Raw genomic sequence first — 20,824 nt, 5'->3', positions numbered from 1 at the left:
CCCAGGCTCTGCCACGGGCTTGATGTCCCAAGGGAGGTTCGGTCTCCCATCCGCCACCGCATCTGGCAGTAAATCGCCAAAAGCGGATAAAGGGAAGTTACAAGGGGGGTGACTGCTCCGCAAATTCTTCGGGCACTGCACTTTCCCACCGTCGCCACCCCCTCTGTCATCTTCGATGACATCTCCCCCTCAAGGGGGGAGATCATCTGGAGCATGCCGCACCGGCTTCATTCCTCAAATGCACTTGACCTTCCCTCTATGGGAAGCTGCACAACACATCTATCGAACAAGGAGATTCGGATGACTGCGATTTTCACCGTGCCGGACATGACCTGCGGCCATTGCGAAAAGACCGTGCGCGGCGCGCTGGCGGAAGCCCTGCCGGGCGTGTCGGTGGCGATCGATCTGACGGCCAAGACGGTGGCGATCGAAGGCGACGCGGCGAAGGCCGAAGAGGCGATCCGCGAGGCGGGGTATTCACCCGAACGGGCCGCGGTCTGAGGTCTCCCACACCACCCGTCATGAAAATTTCAAGATTCTGACGGCCGGCCGTTATACGTCCGCAAAACTCGCGTGGCAGAGGAAGAGCAACTGCGGGACCGGCTTTCATTCGTGAGGCGGGTCGCCGTTTTTCACCCGCCTCGAATTGCCGGACACCGATCATGCTCAAAGCGCTGTTTTCAACCGTTGCCCTCGTCCTCCTCTTCGCACCCGCGGCGCATGCCGCCGAGCCTGGCGTGACGGTCGCAACTCCTTGCCCGTTCGGCGATTGCAAGGCGGCCATCGGGCTTTCCTTCGCCGGCGAATTTTCCATTCCGACCGGTACGCTGTTCGACGGTGTCGAGTTCGGTGGCCTGTCCGGTCTTGATTACGACCCGGCAAGCAATCGCTATATCGCCATTTCCGACGACCGTTCGGAGCGGGCCCCGGCCCGGTTCTACGAGCTTTCGATCGAGGCGAGCGCTGCCGGCATCAGCGATGTGAAGGTGGTCAAGACCGTGACCCTGAAGGACAAGAACGGCGCGGCTTTTGCGGCCAAGAGCGTCGATCCGGAATCGATCCGGCTTGGCAAGGACGGCATCTACTGGTCGAGCGAAGGCGACGTGAAGCAGCTTCTGCCGCCCTTCGTGCGTGTCGCCAGCCCGGACGGCGCCTTCCTGCGCGAATTCGAGCTTCCCAAGGCTTTTATGCCGACCGCCGACAAGTCCGCCGGCATCCGCGACAACCTCGCCTTCGAAGGGCTCGCGACGCTGCCCGGCGGCGACCTGATGGTGGAGGTCGAGTCGGCGCTGTTCCAGGACGGACCGATCTCCGGGCTTAGCCGCGGCACACTCGCCCGCATGATCCGCTACGACGCGGCAACCGGCAGGCCTAAGGCCGAATATGTCTATCCGATCGCGCCGATCCCCCAGGCGCCGACCGTCGACAAGGGCTATAACGACAACGGCGCTTCGGAGATCCTAAGCCTGGATGACCACCGCCTGCTGGTGGTCGAACGCGGTTTTGCGCAAGGGTTCGGCAGTTCGATCAAGGTCTTCATGGTCGATACCGAGGGCGCCACCGATGTCTCGGCCATCCCTTCACTCGCCAATACCGACGCGGCCATCGTGCCGGTGCGCAAGGCCCAAGTGCTCGACATGCGGGCGATCGGCCTGCAGCCGGACAATATCGAGGCCGTCACCTTCGCCAAGGGCACGGATGGCAGCGACCTGCTGATCTTTGTTTCCGACAACAATTTCTCGAAGGAACAGAAGACGCAGTTCATCGCCTTCAAGGTGCTGGCACGCCCCTGATGAAGCAGGCGACCGTCAAAATCTTGCTCCACCTTGTCGCAAGGCGGAGCATTGATCGTATCCCGAAGCCGCGGCTTAGAACTTCACGCCGATGCCGACGTTGATCACGTGCTGGCTGAAGTCGAAATCGGCGCCGCCGAGGCTGCCGTTGCCGAAGTCGTTATAGCGGTATTCGAGGCGGCCGAAGATGTTGTCGGTGAAGGCGTAATCGACGCCCGCGCCGACTGTCCAGCCGTTGAGCATGTCGTCGTCGTCAAAGCCGCCGCCGTCGATATGGGCGGTGGTGGCCGTCCAGCCGGCTGCCGCGAAGATCAGCGCCCGGTCCATGGCGTAACCGACACGGCCGCGAACCGAACCGGAGAACCCGGTGTCGACGTCGATGCCGCCGGCATAGCTGTTCTTGTTCCAGTCGTAGTTGACGTCACCTTCGATACCGGCGACGAAACCGCTGGAGAACTGCCAGTTATAACCGACGAAGCCGCCAAGCCTCCAGCTGTCGAAATCGTCCGAACCGCCGCCGGGGGCATCGCCGCTGCCCCAGGCATATCCCGTGTGGGCACCGATATAGGGGCCGTTCCAGGAGAATACGACGGGCGTTTCGACGGCTTGCGGCGCTTGCGGGATTTGTTCGACGGCGTCGGCTGCGTAAGCAACGGAAGAGGCGGTCATGGCGGCCGACGCTGCAAGGATGAAAAGAGCCTTCATGGATATTCCCTCCGATTGGTTGGCAAAAACGCAAATAGAGCGGTTTGCTTGGAAAGCTGTAGCTAAAATACAACATCGGAGAGAATCTGCAATTACGCCTTAAGATACTGAAAACGCGAAGGTTTAATTTTCGGCTTCCCCCTTGACCTCAATCAGACTTGAGGTTGTAGCGTGCCTGGGACTGAAAAACCGGATAAGGGGCAGGGCGTGTTGCAGGATATCAATGTGGGCTGGTCGAGGCTTCTCAAGGGCCGCGAAGGGGCGATGCTGGGGCTGATCTCGGCGGGGATCGGGCTGCATGCCTTCAACCAGTTCGCAATCGTTGCGGCGCTGCCGCCGGCAGCGAGGGAGATCGGCGGCACGGGGTATTTCAGCTGGGCCTATACGCTCTACTTCCTGGGCTCGATCGCCGGCGGCACCGGCGCTGCGGCGATGCGCGACCGGTTCGGCGCGCGCTTCATCCTCCTTCTTTCGGCGCTGATCTTTGCTGCCGGCGGGCTGCTGGCGCTGTCGGCGCCGGCCTTTTCCTGGATCATGGCCGGGCGCCTGCTGCAGGGCATTGCCGACGGGCTGATCGTAGCGATCTGTTACAGTCTCATCCCCGCCAACTTTCCCTCCGCGCTGATCGCCAAGGTGTTTGCGGTGGAGGCGATCGTCTGGGCGGTGGCGGCGATTGCCGGACCATTGGCGGGCGGGCTTCTGACCGAGGCCTATTCCTGGCGAGCGTCCTTCCTGGCCGTCTCGCCTTTCGTGGTTCTGCTGGCCGTCTTTGCGCTGACCGCGAAGGTGAGGGTGACCGAGGCGGCACCGGTGCCGCTCTCCGTCGCCACCATTTCGCTCTGCCTTGCCGCTTCCTTCGTCCTGTCGCTGTCGTCGGTGGTGACCGGAGGGGCGATGCAGGCGGTAGCGGTGGTGGCAGGCGCAGGCCTGTTCCTGCCGGCGCTGAAGCTCGACGGGCGGATCGGGCCAAGGCTGTTTCCGGAAGGCGCCTTCCGGCTCGGTTCGGTTCTCGGGCACGGGTTCTGGGTGCTGTTCCTGATGTCCGCGAGCCACTCGGTCGGCAGCGTTTACCTGGCGCTGATGATCGACGCCGTCTTCGAGTTCCGGCCGGCGGTGGTCGGTTATCTGGTGGTGACCATGGCGCTCTCCTGGAGTGCGGTCGCGGTGGTCGCAAGCAGGATTACCGCGCTTGCTCCGCGGCATCGGTGGATGCGCACAGGCGCATTGTTTCAACTGGCCGGGTTCCTCTGCCTCGCGGCAGCGTTCGCGAGCGGCTCTCTGGCGCTGCTGCTGGCGGGCCAGGTGGCAATCGGCACGGGCTTCGGCGTCGCCTGGGCAAGCGTCAACCAGGCGGCGATGGAAGCGGCAGCAAGGCAGGAGCGCGATCTCGCAAGTGCCTTGCTGCCGACGATTTCGACCGCCGGTTATGCGATCGGCGCTGGGATCGCCGGGATGATCGCAAGCGCGACCGGCCTGGTTCCGGCGCTGGAGAACGGCAACGCCGGCGGCCCGGCCCTGTGGCTCTACGGGACTGCGGCGGCGGGAGCCTTGCTGACATTTCTCCTCGGTTTCGGGGTGCGGTTTGCCAAAGCCTGAGCGGCGCAACAAAAGCGCATTTCGCTTGTTCGGCGGGACAGATTTCCCATATTTGAAGGAAAAGGTCGCCGCATCCCGGCGGCCAAAGGAGACCTTCCCGTGTTCCAGTTCGACAATTCCTATGCCCGCCTGCCGGACAGGTTTTTCGCCTCTGTCTATCCCGAGCCGGTGGAGGGGCCGAAGCTTCTGAAATTCAATGCCGAACTGGCAGAGGAACTGGGCGTCGAGGCGGATTTCTCCGACCCCGCCCGGCTGGCGGCGATCCTTGCCGGCAATGTCGTGCCGCCCGGCGCCATGCCGATCGCCATGGCCTATGCCGGCCACCAGTTCGGCAATTTCGTGCCGCAGCTCGGCGACGGGCGGGCGATATTGCTGGGCGAGGTCGTCGACCGCAACGGCAAACGCCGCGACATTCAGCTGAAGGGCGCTGGACCGACGCCCTATTCCCGCAGAGGCGACGGACGCGCGGCTTTAGGCCCGGTGCTGCGCGAATATATCGTCTCCGAGGCGATGAATGCGCTCGGCGTGCCGGCAACGCGGGCCTTGGCGGCTGTCGCGACCGGCGAGCAGGTCTATCGCGAGACGGTGGAACAGGGCGCTGTTTTCGTGCGCGTCGCGGCAAGCCATGTGCGGATCGGCACCTTCCAGTTTTTTGCCGCCCGCGGCGACAATGACGGGATCAAACTGCTCGCGGATTATGTCATCGAGCGGCACTATCCGGAGCTTAAAACCGCGGAAAACCCCTATCTGGCGCTGCTGCAGGGTGTAGCGGGGCGGCAGGCGGATCTGATCGCCCGCTGGATGGGTATCGGTTTCATCCACGGGGTGATGAACACCGACAACATGACGATATCAGGCGAGACGATCGATTTCGGGCCTTGCGCCTTTCTCGACGAATACGACCCGATGAAGGTGTTTTCCTCGATCGACCAGGGCGGCCGTTATGCCTATCGCAACCAGCCGGGCATCGGCCAATGGAATATCGCGCGGCTGGCGGAATGCCTGCTGCCGCTGCTGGATGAGGACGAGGAAAAGGCCGTGGAAGCGGCGAACGCCGTGCTGAAGGCGTTCGGCGAGCGGTTCCAGAAAGAGTGGATCGGCGTTTTCCGGGCAAAGATCGGCCTTGCGACCGAAGCGGATGGCGATGGCGAACTGATCCAGGCGCTTCTCGCTGCCATGCACGAGGGGCAGGCGGATTTCACGCTGGCCTTCCGGCGGCTTGCCGACGCGGCGGAGGGCGGGGAAGGGGCATTCCTCGAGTGTTTTGCCGATCCCGACAAGGCGGGGGCCTGGCTCGTCGGCTGGCGCGAGCGGTTGACCACGGAAGCACGGCCGGTCGGCGAATTGGCTGACGCCCTGCGCTCGGTCAACCCGGCGGTTATCCCCCGCAATCACAAGGTCCAGGAGGCCCTTTCGGCCGCCAATTACGGCGATTTCAGTTTCTTCGAACGATTGCTGGAGGCGCTGGAAAAGCCTTTCGAAGAGCGGCCGGAATTCGTGAGCTACATGCAGCCGCCGAAGCCTGAGGAGCGGGTGACGCAGACGTTCTGCGGGACGTGATTCGGCCGTAAATTAATTTTTGCTAATTAGGAAAATAGTCCTTGACGGCGTGACGGTTGTTTGGTAGGTTCCAGGCACAGTCGAAGAATTGCGCCGGCAAGTGGCCTTCGGGCGGCCGGTGGCAAGACTTCCAGTCAAATTGGCCCGGTCCCAAAAGCCGGGCCTTCTTTTTATCTCGACAATCGGCAGCGGGGACGCGCAGCGACCGGAAACGGGCGCGGCGGGGTTTTCTGCGCCGAAATTTTGGCCCTCATTTTGGCTCCTGTTTTGGCCCCCGGGGATATCCCAGATGGATGAATTCGAGATGTTCGATCCGGCGCTTTTCGGGCTCTGGACGGAGGCGCCGGTCTATGGCGACGCGGTCGTCATGGACGATTCTGTGCTGTCGGACGCGGTGCGCGGCGTGCTGCTGGAGATCAAGTCGGCCGAGGGCGCATTCTCTCCCGGCGAGGAGCTGCGGCGGCTCTTGAACGAGATGACCGTCGAGATGCGCGACCAGTTCTCGACCTTCCGGCGGATGCGGACCGCGGCGGAGGCGGCGCTCACGGATGGCGACGATGCCGCCCAGAAACTGGCGCGTGCCGACGTGAAGGCCGCGACCGACGCCATGTCTCTGATCGTCCGCACGCTCGAAAAGGTCGACAGCCTGCAACGCCAGCTCGCCCGCGACCGCGACGAGGCCGCCGAGCGCGATGCGGACGAGGGTGGTTATGAGGAGGCCAAGGCCCGCTTCCTGAAAATGATCGAGGATCGCGCCAATGAAAATGCCTATCGGCTTTTCGAAGCATGGAAGCGGGATGGACCTCCGCCCCTCGTTTTGGAGAGGTTTGGACACGCGCCTTCCGAGCCAACGGACCTTGCGGCTGGCTCTGGAAAAGACGGCGGTCAAAGCCTCAAAGGGGGCGTCGGGGTTGAACCGCGGCCTACAGATGATCACGGCTGCGCGTGAGGAATATTGCGAAGCCGTTGTGAAAAGCACTGCCTTGAGAAGCGTGATTGAGCAAGGAAACGCCGGGCGCGGCAAACGCCCTCTGATCTCCCCCCTTGATGGGGAGATGTCACCAAAGGTGACAGAGGGGGGTGGCGCCGCGAACTCAACTGTCGAAGAATGTGCCGCAGCACCCCCCTCTGCCCTGCCGGGCATCTCCCCCTCAAGGGGGGAGATCGGTCTGCCGCACGGGTCTGCTCCTGGAAGCGAGCACGCTCCGGAGCGGAATGACGAGTCCGACACCTCTCTATCTGGCTTCACGCCCGCTCATGAACGCGACTGGGATATAAAGGGCCGTCCCGACCAAAAGCCACCGGCCGGCGACTGGCGCACCTGGTTGATCATGGGTGGGCGCGGCTCGGGCAAGACGCGGGCGGGCGCGGAATGGATCCATGGGCTGGCCTCGGCCGGCAGCAGGTCGCAGCTCAGGATAGCGCTGGTGGCGGAAACGCTGGGCGATGCCCGTGAGGTGATGATCGACGGGGTCTCCGGCATCTGCCGGATTGCCCGAAAGAACCGGCCGGATTTCGAGATTTCGCGGCGGAGGCTGGTCTGGCCGAACGGGGCGATCGCGCAGATCTTTTCCTCGGAAGACCCGGAAAGCCTGCGCGGCCCGCAGTTTCATTTCGCCTGGTGCGACGAGCTCGCCAAATGGCGGCATGCGGAGGAAACCTTCGACATGCTGCAGTTCGGGCTTCGGCTGGGAGCCGATCCGCGCCAGCTGGTGACGACCACGCCGCGGCCGGTGCCGATCCTGAAACGGCTGATCGCCGATCCCGGCACGCAACTCGTGCGGATCTCGACCCAGGCCAATGCCGGCAACCTTTCACCGGGCTTCATTTCGGCGCTGGAGGCGCGTTACGGAGGAACGCGGCTCGGACGGCAGGAACTCGCCGGCGAGCTGATCGAGGACCGCGAGGACGCGCTGTGGAAACGCGCCGATCTGGAGGCCTTCATGATCCGGTTTACCGGGGCGCTGCGGCGCATCGTCGTCGCGGTCGACCCGCCTTCAGGCTCGGGCGAACATTCTTGCTGCGGCATCGTCGTCGCCGGATTGGAGGCGAGCGGGCGGGCGGTGGTGCTGGCGGATTGTTCGGTCGAAGGCAAAACCCCGGCGGGCTGGGCGAACGCGGTGGCGCGCGCCTAAGCGCGCTTCCAGGCGGACCGGGTGGTGGCCGAGGTGAACCAGGGCGGCGAGATGGTAACGGCGATGCTGAGAAGTGTCGACGCAGGCCTGCCGGTGACCATGGTGCGGGCGACGCGCGGAAAATTCCTGCGCGCCGAGCCTGTTGCTGCCCTCTACGAACAGGGGCGGGTGGCGCATGCCGGGCGGTTTGCCGAGCTTGAAGATCAGATGTGTGACTTCGGCCCGGACGGTCTGTCTTCAGGCCGTTCGCCCGACCGGCTCGATGCGCTGGTCTGGGCGCTGACGGCGCTGATGCTGGAAGGTCACGGAGAGCCGCGCGTGCGCGGTGTTTGAGCGCGGCTCGCGCTTCAGGTGATGATGATCAGCGCGGAGTGACCGGCTTTGGCTGGGCGCTTTCGCGCATCTGCTTCCATTCGGATTCGATCCGTTCGACGACATGCTGCGGGATCGGCTTGGAAGGGGCGGCCGGTGCGGGCTGCTGCATCATCATGATCTCCTGTTGTTTAGAAAGCCGACAAGAACGTCGTGTGACGCCGTTGGTTCCACACCGTCAGAAAAAAGTAAACTGCCGTCTAAGCGCTTAAAACGATTTAGTTTTTCTAAACCGATTGAAACCCTGCGACGCGGTATGGGAGTAGGCTCCACATGGCTCACAACCGGCATGCCTTCTTTGATTTCGTGCGGACAAAGCTCTTCAATGGCCGGCTCGCTGCCGGTCAGGTGGAGGGGCTGACGGCGATTCTCGATGGCTGGCAGGCAAGGGTCGGCCAGGATGAGGCGCAGCCGCTCGCCTATGTGCTGGCCACCGCCTTTCACGAGACGGCCGCCACGATGCAGCCCGTCCGCGAGACCCTGGCGGCCGGCGACAGGTCGGCGATCGCACGGCTGGACGAAGCTTTTGCGGCGGGCCGGCTCGGGTCGGTAAAGACGCCTTACTGGCGGCCGGACGGAGACGGAAAAAGCTGGCTCGGTCGCGGGCTGGTGCAGCTCACCCACAGGCGGAACTACGAGGCGATGTCCGCCGTGACCGGGATCGACCTGCTCGCCGATCCGGGCCGGGCGATGGAAATGCCGGTCTCTGTCGCGATCCTGATCGAGGGCATGCGGCGCGGCAGTTTCACCGGCTGCAAGCTCGGCGATTATTTTGGGCAGGGCAGAGCGAATTGGCTGGGCGCCAGAAAAATCATCAACGGCAACGACCGGGCAGACCTGGTGGCGCGGCATGCGCGGCTGTTCGCCGAAGCGCTGGACACCAAGCCGCATTGAAGCCCACTGCAGGCCATGATAGCAGGCCTCCGCATTGCTGGAGGTTCCATGATACGCCACATCGTATTTTTCACGGCGCAGGCAGGCGAGATCGACCGGGTCCGGGCAGGTCTTTCGCTTCTGACCGGCAACCCGCATGCGCTGACCCTGGAGATCGGCACCAATGTGAAGAGCGACCAGCTCGGCAACGAGGTCGATCTGGTCGTCTACGGCGAGTTCGAGGATGCAGCGGCGCTGGCCGCCTACAAGGCGCATCCGGCCTACCAGGCCTCGATCGATATCGTCCGCCCCATCCGCGAGATGCGTTTGGCGGCCGATTTCGACAGTGAAAACGCGGTGAAATCGCCCCTGCCGCTTCCCTGAAGTGGGCCTTGGCGCCCGCGAGCGAAAAGGACAAGTCACGATGAAATCTCCATTCCGGCGCCCGTGGTTTTCCGCGGGTGGGCGACAGGCCGTGCCCGAAATCCAGGGGACCGACACCCAAAAGCCCGAAACCAAGACGGCCTCCGGTTTTGCGATCGTCTCCGGCGAGGGAGCGGCGCAGTGGTCGGGGCGGTCCTACGCGGCGCTGGCGCGGGCAGGCTTCATGAAGAACCCGGTCGCCTATCGGGCGGTGCGGATGATCGCCGAAGCCGCCGCAGCCGTGCCGTGGCTTGCCTATGACGGGGCAACGGAGCTTGCCGAACATCCGGCGCTGGCGCTCTTGGCCCGTCCGAACGGCCGGCAGGGCGGGCCCGACTTTTTCGAGGCGCTCTACGGGCACTTGGCGCTTTCCGGCAATGCCTATGTCGAACCGCTGTCGATCGGCGGCGACTTGCGCGAACTGCATCTGCTCCGGCCCGACCGGGTGAGCGTGGTCGAGGGCCGCGACGGCTGGGTGGCGGGTTACGATTACCGCGCCGGCGGCACCACGCGGCGGCTTCCGGCCGAGAGCGATGGCATCGCCCTGCTGCACCTCAAGCTGTTTCATCCGCTCGACGACCATTGCGGTTTTCCGCCGCTCGGGGCGGCGGGTGCTGCACTCGACCTGCACAATGCGGCGGCGAGCTGGAACAAGGCGCTGCTCGACAATTCCGCACGGCCTTCCGGCGCGCTGGTCTATCAGCCGAAGGATGGCGGCAACTTGTCCGCCGACCAGTACGAGCGACTGAAGGACGAACTGGAGGCGGGCTATTCCGGCGCCGTCAATGCCGGCCGGCCGCTGTTGCTCGAAGGCGGGCTCGACTGGAAGGCGATGGGCCTGTCGCCGAAGGACATGGATTTCATCGAGGCGAAGAACGGGGCCGCCCGCGACATCGCACTCGCCTTCGGCGTGCCGCCGATGCTGATCGGCATTCCGGGCGACAATACCTATGCCAACTACCAGGAGGCCAACCGCGCCTTCTACCGCCTTACCGTGCTGCCGCTGATCTCCCGTACCGCCGCGAGCTTTTCGGCCTGGCTGTCGGAGGCCTATGGCGATCGGCTGCGGCTGGAGCCGGATCTCGACCGGATCGCCGGCCTTTCCGCCGAGCGTGAGGCGCTGTGGGCAAGGGTCGGGGCGGCGGCTTTCCTGAGCGACGAGGAGAAGCGCGAGGCGGTGGGGTATTAATCCGTAAGCAACGGGTGTAGGTTGTAACACGTCGTATTACAAATGGAGGCTCTGATGGCCAAGCCCGTTCTTTCAGACCCGATCACGCTGCGCCTGCCGGTCGACATCCTTGAGGACATCGAGAAGATCGCTGAGACAGCGGACAGAAGCCGATCCTGGGTGATCGTCCGGGCGCTGAAATATTACCTGATGGCGGAGGGAAGCGAAATCCTGAGCATCCAGCGTGGCAGGGAGGATATCGAGGCCGGGCGCTTCGTGGAGGCGGAGGAGTTTTTCACTGAGCTTGACCGTCTCAACCGCGAGGACGCCGCCTGATGAAGGTGTTCCTGTCGGAAGAAGCGATACGCTACGTCCAACGGGAAAGGGCGTATCTTGCCCAATTCAGCCGACGGGCATCCATTGCCTTTTCGGAACAGGTCAAGAGGGCGGCACGGTTGATTGCGGATCATCCTCGTGTCGGGACCGCTGTGGCGCCGGTCGAAGGAATTCGCCGTTTCGTATCTGCGCCCTATCATCTGGACTATGTCATCGAGGCGGATCGGATACTGATTGTCTCCATCATGCATGCGCGGCAGGGGCCAGCGGATCTCGAAAAGGACGAAGACGACGACTTCGAATGAAATCCTCGAGGAGGCACACTTTCTGCAGGTCTGCTGAATCGGTCTCCGAACTCACTCAACTTGAGAAGTGCCGGACTCAACTTCCCAGCAGGTAGCCCCAAGCGATTCTGAACATTCATGGAAACTGGATCCGCCGACCCTGCGTCGAGCGCGGAACGGCTGATTGCATGGCAGCAGCGCCGTTCGGTCCATATGCGTGCATCATAAACAAGAGAGATTAAAAATGGCTGACCTCGGAAACGATCCGGGCGCCCTGGCCGGCATCTGGGCCGCCAAGGCGGTGGGCGCCACGGCGGGAGCCGGCGTGTCGCTGATCTATCTGCTGCCGAAGAGCCGCCGCGAGGCGGCGAGCCGGTTTCTGACGGGCCTGAGCTGCGGGATGATCTTCGGTGGGCCGACCGGGCTTTGGCTGGTGGAAAGGCTGGGGATCGGCGGGGAGCTTTCCGGCGCGGAAGTGATGCTGACGGGGTCGGCGGCGGCCAGTCTTTGTGCCTGGTGGGTGCTGGGCGCGCTGGCGAGGATCGCCGTAAGATATGGGGGACGAGGCGGCGGGGCATAACTTCGGTCGTCGTCCGGGCCAGCACCAATTCAATCGTTAGGAGAATACCGATGCACGCTTATCGCGGGCCGCGTCCGACTGCGCGCAAATTTGCCAATCTGGAACTCGCAGGCATAACCGGCGACGGGGTTTTCTCCGGTTATGCCAGCGTCTTCGGCGAGGTCGATCTCGGCAAGGATACGATCGAGCGCGGCGCCTTTCGCAATTGCCTCGTCGAGCGTGGGGCGCCGGGGGTGCGGATGCTCTATCAGCACGACCCTTCCGAGCCGATCGGCGCCTGGCGGACGATCCGCGAGGATGCCCGCGGGCTTTACGTCGAGGGCATGCTGTCGCCGGGCGTCGCCCGCTCCCGCGAGGTGCTGGCGCTGATGAAATCCGGCGCGCTCGACGGGCTGTCGATCGGGTTTCGCACGGTCAAGGCCCGCACCGACGCCAAGACGGGCGTGCGCAAAATCCTCGAGGCCGATCTTTGGGAAATCTCGGTGGTGACCTTTCCGATGCTGCCATCGGCGCGGGTCTCCAACGTCAAGCATGCGCGGTTCTTCCGCGACAGGGAAACCGAACTTGTCCGCCAGATGCGGCGGGCGGCGAAGATGATGATGAAATCAACCATCAAAGGAAAAGTGATATGACCGAGCAGGCGAGAACGATGGCAAGCGTGGCGCCCGAAGTGAAAGCCGTGCCGGAAACGGTGACGGCGGCCTTCGACGAATTCATGAAGGCGTTCGAGGCCTTCAAGGAGGTCAACGACCGGCGCCTCGGCGAGATCGAGCAGAAGCTGACCGCCGATGTCGTGACCCGCGACAAGATGGACCGCATCAACCGCGCCGTCGACGACCAGAAGAAGATGCTCGACCAGCTGGTGCTGAAGAAGGCGAGGCCGCAACTCGGCCGCGGCGGTTCGGAGCTTTCGGCCGAGGCCGTGGAGCACAAGGCGGCCTTTGACGCTTATGTGCGTCGTGGCGAGGAGAGCGGCCTGCGCGAGCTGGAGGCCAAGGCGTTTTCGGGCGGAACCGGTGCCGACGGCGGTTATCTCGTACCGCCGGAAACCGACACGGAAATCGGCCGGCGGATTTCGGCGGTCTCGCCGATGCGGGCACTCTCGACCGTGCGCACCGTGTCCTCCGCCGTGCTGAAGAAGCCGTTCGCGGCGGCCGGCCTTTCGACCGGCTGGGTGGCGGAGACCACGGCGCGGCCGCAGACCAGTACGCCGCAGCTCACCGAACTCTCCTTCCCGACCATGGAGCTCTATGCGATGCCGGCGGCGACGCAGTCGCTGCTGGACGACTCGGCGGTCGATATCGAGGCCTGGATCGCCGGCGAGGTGGACATCGTATTTGCCGAGCAGGAGGGCGACGCCTTCATCCGCGGCGACGGCACCAACAAGCCGAAAGGATTTCTGTCCTATCCGACGGTGGCGGAAGGCTCCTGGAGCTGGGGCAATATCGGCCATATCGCCACCGGCGTGGCGGGCGGCTGGAAATCCACGGGTCCGTCGGACACGCTGATCGAGGTCATTTATGCGCTCAAGGCCGGCCATCGCCAGAACGGCACGTTCATGATGAACCGCAAGGCGCAGGGCGACATCCGCAAGTTCAAGGACGGCGACGGCAACTATCTCTGGCACCCGCCGGTATCGGCAGGCCAGCCGGCCTCGCTGATGGGCTTTCCGATCGCCGAAGCCGAGGAGATGCCCGACGTGGCGGAGAACTCGCTGTCGATCGCGTTCGGCGATTTCCGCTCCGGTTATCTCGTCGTCGACCGGGCGGGCGTGCGCATCCTGCGCGATCCCTATTCGGCAAAACCCTATGTGCTCTTCTACACCACCAAGCGCGTCGGTGGTGGCGTGCAGAATTTCGAGGCGATCAAGGTGGTGAAGTTTGCGGCGGCATGAGCCGCCGCAAAGTGAGTAGTGGGTGGTGATTAGTGAGCAGGGGCGGCCAATCAGTTGGCCGCCTTTTCCACGTCACGGCCTCTGCTTGCGTCTTACTACTCACTACCGACCAACCACTACTCACCCCCGGGATCCCCATGACCTACGCCCAAACCACTCCGCCTTCCGCGGAGCCGCTGACGCTTGCCGAGGTGAAGGCGCATCTGCGTCTCGACGGAAGCGATGAGGATGCGCTGCTGGCCTCGCTGATCAGCACCGCCCACGAACACCTGGAGCGGGAGACCGGGCTTTGCCTAATCTCTCAAGCCTGGCGGCTCTATCTCGACCGCTGGCCGGCGGACGGGGTGATCCGGATTTCGAGATCGCCGGTGCAGGCGGTTGAGAACGTTACGGTTTATGACGCTGACGGCACGGCGCTTGAAGTTCCACTGGAAGATCATCTGCTCGACGGCAAGGGCCGGCCGGCGCGGTTGTGGCTGCGGCACCCACCGGCGCCGGGCCGGTCGGTCAACGGCATCGAGATCGACTTTTCGGCCGGTTTCGGCGAGGCGAGCACCGATGTGCCGGACACGCTGAAACGGGCGATGTCGATCCATATCGGCCACATGTTCGCCTTCCGCGGCGTCGTTTCGCCGGAGAACCAGCCGGCCGGCATTCCCGAGGGTTATGAGCGGCTGATCGCGCCTTTCCGGATGCGGAGGCTCTGATGGTCCTGTTCTTCGATCCGGGGTTGATGACCGCAAGGCTCGACCTCGAGGCGCCCCGGGCGGTGCCGGACGGGCAGGGCGGCGCGACGGTGGCCTGGGAGGTGACGCTCTCGCTGTGGGCACGGATCGAGCCGGTTTCGTTCCTGGTCGCGGAACAGGCGGCTGCAGAGACCGGCACCATCAGCCACCGCATCTGGACACGGTTCCGCGACGGCGTTTCAGCCGGCCAGCGGTTTCGCAAGGGCGCGCGGACCTTCCTGGTGAAGCTGGTGCACGATCCGGACGAGACGCGGCGTTATCTCGTCTGCCAATGCGAGGAGGAAACCCGATGACGGCGGGAAACGCGCTTCTGCAGGCGATCCACCAGACGCTTGCCAGTGATGCGGCGCTGACCGCGATCATCGGCGCGGACGGCATCCGAGACCGGCTGCTGCCGCGGCCGAAACTGCCCTGCATTGTGTTCGGCGAGATGGAGACGAGGGATTTTTCGACCGCCAGTGAGGCCGGCGAGGAACATCTTCTGGTTCTGGAAATCTGGTCGGATGGCGAGGGGCGGCGGCAGGCGCAGGAGATCGCCGGCTTGGTGCATGGCCTGCTGCATGATGCGGCGCTGGCGCTCGCCGGCGCGGTGCTGGTGAACCTGCTACAGGTCGGCACAAGGACGCGGCGGGAGCCGAAGACGAAGTTTCATCTGGCGGAGATGCGGTTTCGGGCGGTGACGGAATAGGCCGTTGAATATTTCGAGGGAAACGTATATACAATGTATGTGCACTAGGATGGTGGAGCCATGGTAGCCCTTCGGAAAAGCGAAACGATCAACTTGAGGATCGATGCCGGCACGCGGGACGTGATTGCCCGCGCGGCGGAGATTTCCGGTAAGTCGCTGACAGCATTCATGACGGAAGCGGCCTTTGCAACGGCCCAGAAGGAGCTTTTGGACCAGCGCTTCATAGGTATCGACGCGACTGTCTTCGATGCCGTCGAGGATCTGCTTGGCGAGCCTGCTCAGGTCAATGAGAAACTCTCGGCTCTGCTGAAGTCGAACCGCGAATGGCTCGATTGAGGCCATGTATCGCAAACCGGCCCCGCTGAGTGAGCATCATCATCTTGGGGAGTTCGACAGCGGCAAGCCGGTGCTCGATGCCTTCCTGAAGGAGATGGCGCTTCACAATCAGGTGCAGGGTTACACACGGACCTTCGTGATTGCCGACGCCGATTTTCGGGTGGTCGGTTACCACTCGCTTTGCGCCGGCATGATTTCGCGTGAAAAAGCGCCCCGTCAGGTCAAGGGCCATCAGGCGCCGGGCGAGATCCCTGTGGCTCTGCTGGCTCGGCTTGCGGTGGACCGGAGGCATCATGGACAAGGGCTGGGCGGCGAACTGCTGAAGAATGCTCTGTTGGCCGTGGTTGCGACCTCTGAAGTGGTGGCGTTCCGGGCAGTGATGGTTCATGCGCTCGACGATGAGGCAACAAGGTTTTACCTCAGATACGGTTTCCGCCAGGCCAAGGGACTGGACCGGACGTTGCTATTGCCGGTCAAGGATATCCTGGCTTCGGTCCGCAGCTAGGCGGCTCCGCGCATTCGCGCTGCGCACCAGCCCGACTAGCATCAGCACCAATACCAGCGAGATTGCCGAGAGCACGGCGCCGGTCAGAAGTGCTGCGGTGGCGCCGACGCGGTCGAGCAGGGCGGTGAAGATGACCGGCGCGGCGGCATTGGCAAGGTTCTGCGGCATCGACAGGCGGGCCGATTGCAGGCCGAATTCGCGGGGCGAAAATAGCGACAGCGGCAGGAGCGCGCGGGCGACCGCGAGCACGCCGGTGCCGAAGCCATAGAGCACCATGAACACCACCAGGACCGGGGGCGAGGACGTGACGGTCGCGGCGAGCACGAAACTGAAGAGAACCAGTCCGGTGCCGACGAGCGACGTGAGCAGCGCATTGCCGCGTCGGCCAAGCGCCATGTCGACGAAGCGGGCGGACACGCCGATCGCGCCGCGTGCAGAACCCAGCTGCAGGGCAAGCGCTGGCGACGCGCCGGCATGTTGCAGCAGGGCCAGCAGCGAGGGTGATAGGCCGAAGCTGATGAACGAACTGATCGCCGTTGCCGCCGCCACCAGGAAGAAGGCGCGACGGCGTTCCGGCGGTGTGAAATCGACAGGAACCGTATCCGTGGCCTGGGTTTGCTCGTTGCGGTCGATCGGTTTGGGAAGACCGAACAGATAGAGCGGCAGGCAGACGAAGAGCTGCAGCAGGGCTGAGAATACAAACGTCATCCGCCAGCCGACGAGATCGTTCATCAGCGCCAGGAGCGGCCAGAAAATGGTCGCCGAAAGCCCGGTGAACAGCATCAGGATGGCGATGATGCGCTTGCCGCCCAGCCCCTCGCGCTCGACGACCGCCGTGTAGGCCGGCGCCGACAGGCCGAGCGCGCCGCCGATGCCGATAACGATCCACGCAAGCCCGTAGACCAGGATTTCGTGAGCGCTCGCGAGCAGCATGAGGCCGATCGCGAAGATGACGGACGCGCTCGCCATGACTTTTGCAGCACCATGGCGCCCGAGCAGCCGCCCAGTCGCGGGACCGGCAAGCGCACTCACCAGCATCATGATCGACAGCCCGAAGAATACGACCTCGTTCGGAAGGTCAAGTTCCGGCGCGACGATGCGGCCCATGACCCCGAGCATATCGAAGGTCGTGCCCCAGGAAATGATCTGGGTGACGGCGAGCACGGCGATCGTCTGCGCCGAGCGCAGCGGGAGGATTTTGGGCATGGCGGCGGGAGGCATTCGCGAAAGGGATGGTTGAGCGCCCGATGCTCTAGCACCGCTTTTTACGGTGCGGAAGCGACAAACGGACAACAGCGGAAAGGACTTCCACATGGTGGCGCAGAAGGGCAAGGACCTGCTCTTGAAGATCGACAATGACGGCGCGTTCTTGACGGTGGCGGGGCTGCGCTCGAAGCGCCTCGCCTTCAATGCCGAGACCGTCGACATCACCGATGCCGAAAGCGCCGGGCGCTGGCGTGAGCTTTTGGGTGGCGCCGGCGTGCAGCGCGCTTCGCTGACCGGAGCCGGTATTTTCAAGGATCAGGAAAGCGATGCGCTGGTGCGGGCGGCGTTCTTCGGCGGCAGCATTCTTGCCTGGCAGATCCTGATCCCGGCCTTCGGCACGGTGACCGGGCCGTTCCAGGTGACGGCGCTCGAATATTCCGGCGAGCACAATGGCGAAATCCGCTTCGAACTGGCGCTGGAATCGGCCGGCAGCCTGACCTTCGAAGTGCTGTGATGGCGGGCGGACACGCGAACCGCAGGCGCGGCGAGGTGGAGGCGGTGATCGACGGCGACCGCCGTATTCTCTGCCTGACGCTCGGCGCATTGGCGGAGCTGGAAACGGCGTTTTCCGTCAGCGACCTCAACGGGCTGGCGGACCGGTTTTCTTCCGGGCGGCTGAAGGCGGCGGACATGATCCGGCTGATCGGTGCCGGCCTGAGGGGCGGCGGCAATCTCTTCTCCGATGATGAAGTGGCGGCGATGAGCATCGAGGGCGGAATTTTAGCCTATGCGCAGATTGTCGCGGATCTGCTGGCGGCGACGTTTGCGGAGCCGGGCGGCAAAGCCACGGCAAACCCTTGAGGGCCGCAGCGGGAATCGGAGCGATCGCAGCAGGGGTTCCGGACACTGCGATCGAAGAGGCGAGGCTTGAACCGTTTCCTTGGGGAACCGTGATGCATGCCGGCCTCTGCCTGCTGCGGCTTCCGCCGAGGGATTTCTGGGCGCTGACGCCAGTCGAGTTTTTGGCCATGACCGGCGGGATGAGGGGACGTAGCGCAGGTATGGAGAAGGCCGGGTTGGAAGCGCTGATGCGGGCGTTCCCGGATGGGTAAGTCTACCGCTCGTCTTGTTTCTGTCAGTTGGTGCCGCGTCCGAAAAATTGCCCCTCACCCTAACCCTCTCCCCGTTTTGACGGGGAGAGGAGACGTGCCTCGCGTGTTGCCCGTGATTGGGCAAGGTTGGCGCGACTTGCGTCCTTCTCCCCGTGAAAACGGGGAGAAGGTGGCGGCAGCCGGATGAGGGGCGGATCTTGCAAGATTTCCTATGAAGGACCGCGGCGACGAAACGGGAGTCCACAATGGAAGACGACAATAGTTTGGCCGGCACGCTCTCCGGTGCGGAGGCGCTGACCGGCGTGATGGCGGATCTCGAAGTCCGCTCGCAGCGCTTCGGGGCCGCACTGACCGGGGCCCTCAGATCCGCGACGACGGGCGGGCGCGGGCTCGAGGACGTACTCAAGGGGCTCGGCAACCGGCTTTCGGATATCGCGCTGGCGGCCGGGTTGAAGCCGCTCGAAAACATGCTGGGCAATGCGATCGGCGGACTGGTGGGGTCTGTGACGCCGTTTGCCGACGGCGGTGTCGTGCGTTCCCCGAGCTTCTTCCCGATGGGCGGCGATATGGGCCTGATGGGCGAGGCCGGCGCGGAAGCGATCCTGCCGCTCAGACGCGGGCCGGACGGCGCACTCGGCGTTGCGTCGGCGGGCGAGGCCACGCCGCAGATCGTCTTCAACGTGACGGCGAGCGATGCCGCGAGCTTTCGCAAAAGCGAAGGGCAGATTTCCGCCATGCTGGCGCGTAGCGTCTCGCGCGGGCGGCGTGGTTTGTGACGATGATGTTGCGAGGATGAGATGAGCGGTTTTCACGAGGTTCGGTTCCCGCTGCGCCTGGCGCTCGGGGCAACCGGGGGGCCGGTGCGGCGCACCGATATCGTCAATCTTTCCAACGGGCGCGAGCAGCGCAACCAGCGCTGGCGGGATTCAAGGCGCAGCTATGATGCCGGTTCGGGGGTGAAATCGCTCACCGATCTTTATGCGGTGCTGGAATTTTTCGAGGCGCGGGGCGGGCAGCTTTACGGCTTTCGGTTCCGCGATCCCGTCGACTGGAAATCCTGCGCGCCGGGCGAGGCGTTATCGGCGACCGACCAGGCAATCGGCACGGGCGACGGGGAGACCGCGGCATTCCAGCTCGTCAAAACCTACGCGGATGGCGGCGGCAGCTGGACGAGGCGGATCGTCAAGCCGGTCACTGGCTCGGTCACCTTGTCGGTGGACGGCGTCGCAGTACCTGCGGAAGCCTGGTCCGTCGATGCGGCAACGGGAATCGTCACCTTTACCGCCGGGCATGCTCCACCGGCCGGGGCGGCGGTGCGGGCGGGTTACGAATTCGACGTGCCGGTGCGGTTCGATACCGACCGGATCGACGTCAACCTCGCGCATTTTGATGCCGGGCGCATCCCGACCATTCCGCTGACGGAGGTTTTGGCATGAGAACCATACCGGCTGATCTGGCCGAGCATCTGGCGCAGGAGGCAACGACCACCTGTCACGCATGGCGGGTGACGCGGCGCGACGGCGTGATCCTGGGTTTCACCGAACACGACCATGACCTGACATTCAGCGGCACGACCTTCCTGGCGGCAGGCGGGTTTTCGGCAAGCGAGGCGGAGGCGGCAACGGGACTTTCCGCCAGCGCCGACGAGGTCGTCGGTGGCTTTTCAAATGCGGCGATTGGCGAGCAGGATCTGGCGACCGGCAGATACGACGGTGCGCGGGTGGAACTGTTTCTCGTCAATTGGGCGGCACCGGACCAGCACGTGCTTTTGAACGTGCGGGAGATCGGCGAGGTTTCCCGCACCGGCGGTCAGTTTCGCGCAGAGCTGCGCAGTCTGGCGCATCGGCTGAGCCAGCCGCAGGGGCGCGTCTATAACCGGCGCTGCGATGCCAGCCTGGGGGATGCCCGTTGTGGCGTAGACCTGGATCTGTGGCGCGGCGAGGGGGCGGTGATCGCGGTGAAGGATGCCAGCCGGATTGTCGTCTCGGGGCTCGGTGGTTTCGCGAGCGGGTTTTTCCGCCACGGCGTGCTGACGTTTCCGGACGGCGTGGCGGTCGATGTCGACGCGCACGAGAAGAGGTCGGACGGTTCGGTGGAGCTGACTTTCTGGCTGCCGCTGGAGGAGCCGGTTGCGGCGGGCCACACGTTTACGCTGACCGCGGGATGCGACAAGTCGTTTGCAACCTGCAAGGCGCGCTTTGCGAACCATCTGAATTTCCGCGGTTTTCCGCATGTGCCCGGTGCCGATTTCGCCTATTCCTATGTCGATGGGGAGCGGGTCCATGACGGCGGCCCGATCTTCGAATGAGCGGGCAAAGCGAACGGATCGTGGCGCTGGCCGAGGGATGGATCGGCACGCCCTACCGCCACCAGGGCGCAACGAAGGGCGTCGGCTGCGATTGCATCGGGCTGATCCGCGGGATCTGGCGCGAGCTTTACGGCGAGGAGCCGGGGATGGTGCCCGCCTATGCGCCCGATTGGGCGGAGCGGAGCGGTGAAGACCGGCTCGCGG

Annotated in this window: 27 protein-coding genes and 2 pseudogenes; 26 read left to right on the top strand and 3 right to left on the bottom strand. The window is 64.2% G+C overall.

The genetic code is table 11. The annotated features are described in order from the left end of the window. Positions 1–300: 300 nt before the first annotated feature. Complete coding sequence (locus MOV63_RS27520; protein ID WP_247038678.1) at positions 301–501, top strand: heavy-metal-associated domain-containing protein; 201 nt, start codon at positions 301–303, stop codon at positions 499–501. 161 nt (positions 502–662) lie between these two features. Then, the gene (locus MOV63_RS27515; RefSeq protein ID WP_247038676.1) at positions 663–1,793 is read left to right on the top strand and encodes an esterase-like activity of phytase family protein; all 1,131 of its coding nucleotides are present in this window, start codon (positions 663–665) and stop codon (positions 1,791–1,793) included. A 75-nt stretch (positions 1,794–1,868) separates the two neighbouring features. Here the strand turns inward: MOV63_RS27515 and MOV63_RS27510 are convergent, their stop codons facing one another. Beyond that, positions 1,869–2,498 carry an outer membrane protein gene (locus MOV63_RS27510; RefSeq protein WP_038541235.1) on the bottom strand — a complete coding sequence of 210 codons (630 nt, stop codon included), beginning with the start codon at positions 2,496–2,498 and terminating at the stop codon, positions 1,869–1,871. A 207-nt stretch (positions 2,499–2,705) separates the two neighbouring features. Here MOV63_RS27510 and MOV63_RS27505 point away from each other — a divergent pair, with 207 nt between their 5' ends. The 4 genes and pseudogenes from MOV63_RS27505 to MOV63_RS27490 all read left to right on the top strand — a co-directional run bounded on the left by MOV63_RS27505 (position 2,706) and on the right by MOV63_RS27490 (position 8,122). Continuing rightward, the gene (locus tag MOV63_RS27505; protein WP_247038674.1) at positions 2,706–4,094 is read left to right on the top strand and encodes an MFS transporter; all 1,389 of its coding nucleotides are present in this window, start codon (positions 2,706–2,708) and stop codon (positions 4,092–4,094) included. Positions 4,095–4,193: 99 nt separating this feature from the next. Further along, positions 4,194–5,654 (top strand): protein adenylyltransferase SelO, encoded by a 1,461-nt coding sequence (locus MOV63_RS27500; RefSeq protein ID WP_366518615.1) that lies wholly within the window; start codon positions 4,194–4,196, stop codon positions 5,652–5,654. Between the two features lie 289 nt (positions 5,655–5,943). After that, positions 5,944–6,603 (top strand): hypothetical protein, encoded by a 660-nt coding sequence (locus tag MOV63_RS27495; RefSeq protein ID WP_247038673.1) that lies wholly within the window; start codon positions 5,944–5,946, stop codon positions 6,601–6,603. 106 nt (positions 6,604–6,709) lie between these two features. Then, a pseudogene (locus MOV63_RS27490) lies at positions 6,710–8,122 on the top strand (DNA-packaging protein). 28 nt (positions 8,123–8,150) lie between these two features. On the opposite strand, the gene MOV63_RS32690 reads toward MOV63_RS27490, so the two are convergent. Next, positions 8,151–8,276: a hypothetical protein gene (locus MOV63_RS32690; protein ID WP_256384740.1), complete on the bottom strand. Its 126-nt coding sequence runs from the start codon at positions 8,274–8,276 to the stop codon at positions 8,151–8,153. 158 nt (positions 8,277–8,434) lie between these two features. Here MOV63_RS32690 and MOV63_RS27485 point away from each other — a divergent pair, with 158 nt between their 5' ends. The 13 genes from MOV63_RS27485 (at position 8,435) to MOV63_RS27425 (ending at position 15,994) form a co-directional block, all read left to right on the top strand. Beyond that, positions 8,435–9,055, top strand: a complete 621-nt coding sequence (locus MOV63_RS27485) for a hypothetical protein (protein ID WP_247038671.1) — start codon at positions 8,435–8,437, stop codon at positions 9,053–9,055. Positions 9,056–9,103: 48 nt separating this feature from the next. Next, positions 9,104–9,418 carry a Dabb family protein gene (locus MOV63_RS27480; protein ID WP_247038669.1) on the top strand — a complete coding sequence of 105 codons (315 nt, stop codon included), beginning with the start codon at positions 9,104–9,106 and terminating at the stop codon, positions 9,416–9,418. 40 nt (positions 9,419–9,458) lie between these two features. Further along, complete coding sequence (locus MOV63_RS27475; RefSeq protein WP_247038667.1) at positions 9,459–10,646, top strand: phage portal protein; 1,188 nt, start codon at positions 9,459–9,461, stop codon at positions 10,644–10,646. 54 nt (positions 10,647–10,700) lie between these two features. After that, the gene (locus MOV63_RS27470) at positions 10,701–10,961 is read left to right on the top strand and encodes a CopG family ribbon-helix-helix protein (protein WP_247038665.1); all 261 of its coding nucleotides are present in this window, start codon (positions 10,701–10,703) and stop codon (positions 10,959–10,961) included. Next, positions 10,961–11,266: a type II toxin-antitoxin system RelE/ParE family toxin gene (locus tag MOV63_RS27465; protein ID WP_046668481.1), complete on the top strand. Its 306-nt coding sequence runs from the start codon at positions 10,961–10,963 to the stop codon at positions 11,264–11,266. Before MOV63_RS27470 ends, MOV63_RS27465 begins: the two co-directional genes overlap by 1 nt. 223 nt (positions 11,267–11,489) lie before the next feature. Beyond that, positions 11,490–11,825 (top strand): DUF6107 family protein, encoded by a 336-nt coding sequence (locus MOV63_RS27460; RefSeq protein ID WP_046668524.1) that lies wholly within the window; start codon positions 11,490–11,492, stop codon positions 11,823–11,825. 50 nt (positions 11,826–11,875) lie between these two features. Further along, positions 11,876–12,457: an HK97 family phage prohead protease gene (locus MOV63_RS27455; RefSeq protein WP_247038664.1), complete on the top strand. Its 582-nt coding sequence runs from the start codon at positions 11,876–11,878 to the stop codon at positions 12,455–12,457. Then, positions 12,454–13,719, top strand: a complete 1,266-nt coding sequence (locus MOV63_RS27450; RefSeq protein ID WP_247038661.1) for a phage major capsid protein — start codon at positions 12,454–12,456, stop codon at positions 13,717–13,719. Before MOV63_RS27455 ends, MOV63_RS27450 begins: the two co-directional genes overlap by 4 nt. A gap of 137 nt (positions 13,720–13,856) precedes the next feature. Beyond that, the gene (locus MOV63_RS27445) at positions 13,857–14,426 is read left to right on the top strand and encodes a head-tail connector protein (protein WP_247038659.1); all 570 of its coding nucleotides are present in this window, start codon (positions 13,857–13,859) and stop codon (positions 14,424–14,426) included. Continuing rightward, entirely contained in the window at positions 14,426–14,758 is a 333-nt protein-coding gene (locus tag MOV63_RS27440) for a phage head closure protein (protein ID WP_405029390.1), read from the top strand. Before MOV63_RS27445 ends, MOV63_RS27440 begins: the two co-directional genes overlap by 1 nt. Next, a complete protein-coding gene (locus tag MOV63_RS27435; protein WP_247038657.1) occupies positions 14,755–15,153 on the top strand; it encodes a DUF3168 domain-containing protein in 399 nt (132 codons plus the stop codon). Before MOV63_RS27440 ends, MOV63_RS27435 begins: the two co-directional genes overlap by 4 nt. A gap of 60 nt (positions 15,154–15,213) precedes the next feature. Continuing rightward, positions 15,214–15,489, top strand: a complete 276-nt coding sequence (locus tag MOV63_RS27430) for a DUF1778 domain-containing protein (protein ID WP_247038656.1) — start codon at positions 15,214–15,216, stop codon at positions 15,487–15,489. Between the two features lie 4 nt (positions 15,490–15,493). Beyond that, positions 15,494–15,994, top strand: coding sequence for a GNAT family N-acetyltransferase (locus MOV63_RS27425; protein ID WP_247038654.1), 501 nt, complete (start codon positions 15,494–15,496; stop codon positions 15,992–15,994). Here MOV63_RS27425 and MOV63_RS27420 read toward each other — a convergent pair. After that, entirely contained in the window at positions 15,953–17,200 is a 1,248-nt protein-coding gene (locus MOV63_RS27420; RefSeq protein ID WP_247038652.1) for an MFS transporter, read from the bottom strand. The genes MOV63_RS27425 and MOV63_RS27420 overlap by 42 nt on opposite strands. Before the next feature lie 106 nt (positions 17,201–17,306). On the opposite strand from MOV63_RS27420, the gene MOV63_RS27415 reads away from it, so the two are divergent. The 7 genes and pseudogenes from MOV63_RS27415 to MOV63_RS27385 all read left to right on the top strand — a co-directional run. Beyond that, positions 17,307–17,714 carry a phage major tail protein, TP901-1 family gene (locus MOV63_RS27415; RefSeq protein WP_247038650.1) on the top strand — a complete coding sequence of 136 codons (408 nt, stop codon included), beginning with the start codon at positions 17,307–17,309 and terminating at the stop codon, positions 17,712–17,714. Beyond that, positions 17,714–18,061 carry a gene transfer agent family protein gene (locus tag MOV63_RS27410; RefSeq protein ID WP_247038648.1) on the top strand — a complete coding sequence of 116 codons (348 nt, stop codon included), beginning with the start codon at positions 17,714–17,716 and terminating at the stop codon, positions 18,059–18,061. The genes MOV63_RS27415 and MOV63_RS27410 overlap by 1 nt, the downstream gene beginning before the upstream one ends. Further along, the gene (locus tag MOV63_RS32685) at positions 18,058–18,312 is read left to right on the top strand and encodes a rcc01693 family protein (protein ID WP_258719319.1); all 255 of its coding nucleotides are present in this window, start codon (positions 18,058–18,060) and stop codon (positions 18,310–18,312) included. The genes MOV63_RS27410 and MOV63_RS32685 overlap by 4 nt, the downstream gene beginning before the upstream one ends. Before the next feature lie 245 nt (positions 18,313–18,557). Then, complete coding sequence (locus tag MOV63_RS27400; RefSeq protein WP_038541308.1) at positions 18,558–19,088, top strand: phage tail tape measure protein; 531 nt, start codon at positions 18,558–18,560, stop codon at positions 19,086–19,088. 21 nt (positions 19,089–19,109) lie between these two features. Next, positions 19,110–19,748 (top strand): DUF2460 domain-containing protein, encoded by a 639-nt coding sequence (locus MOV63_RS27395; protein ID WP_038541310.1) that lies wholly within the window; start codon positions 19,110–19,112, stop codon positions 19,746–19,748. Next, a complete protein-coding gene (locus MOV63_RS27390) occupies positions 19,745–20,620 on the top strand; it encodes a DUF2163 domain-containing protein (protein ID WP_247038644.1) in 876 nt (291 codons plus the stop codon). The genes MOV63_RS27395 and MOV63_RS27390 overlap by 4 nt, the downstream gene beginning before the upstream one ends. Continuing rightward, a pseudogene (locus tag MOV63_RS27385) lies at positions 20,617–20,824 on the top strand (peptidase P60); the annotation flags it as partial. The gene MOV63_RS27390 and the pseudogene MOV63_RS27385, both read left to right, overlap by 4 nt.

Source organism: Neorhizobium sp. SHOUNA12A, assembly GCF_023006505.1.
Classification (GTDB): domain Bacteria; phylum Pseudomonadota; class Alphaproteobacteria; order Rhizobiales; family Rhizobiaceae; genus Neorhizobium.
The sequence above is the reverse complement of the archived record's forward strand: the minus strand, read 5'-3'. Positions and strand labels throughout refer to the sequence as shown.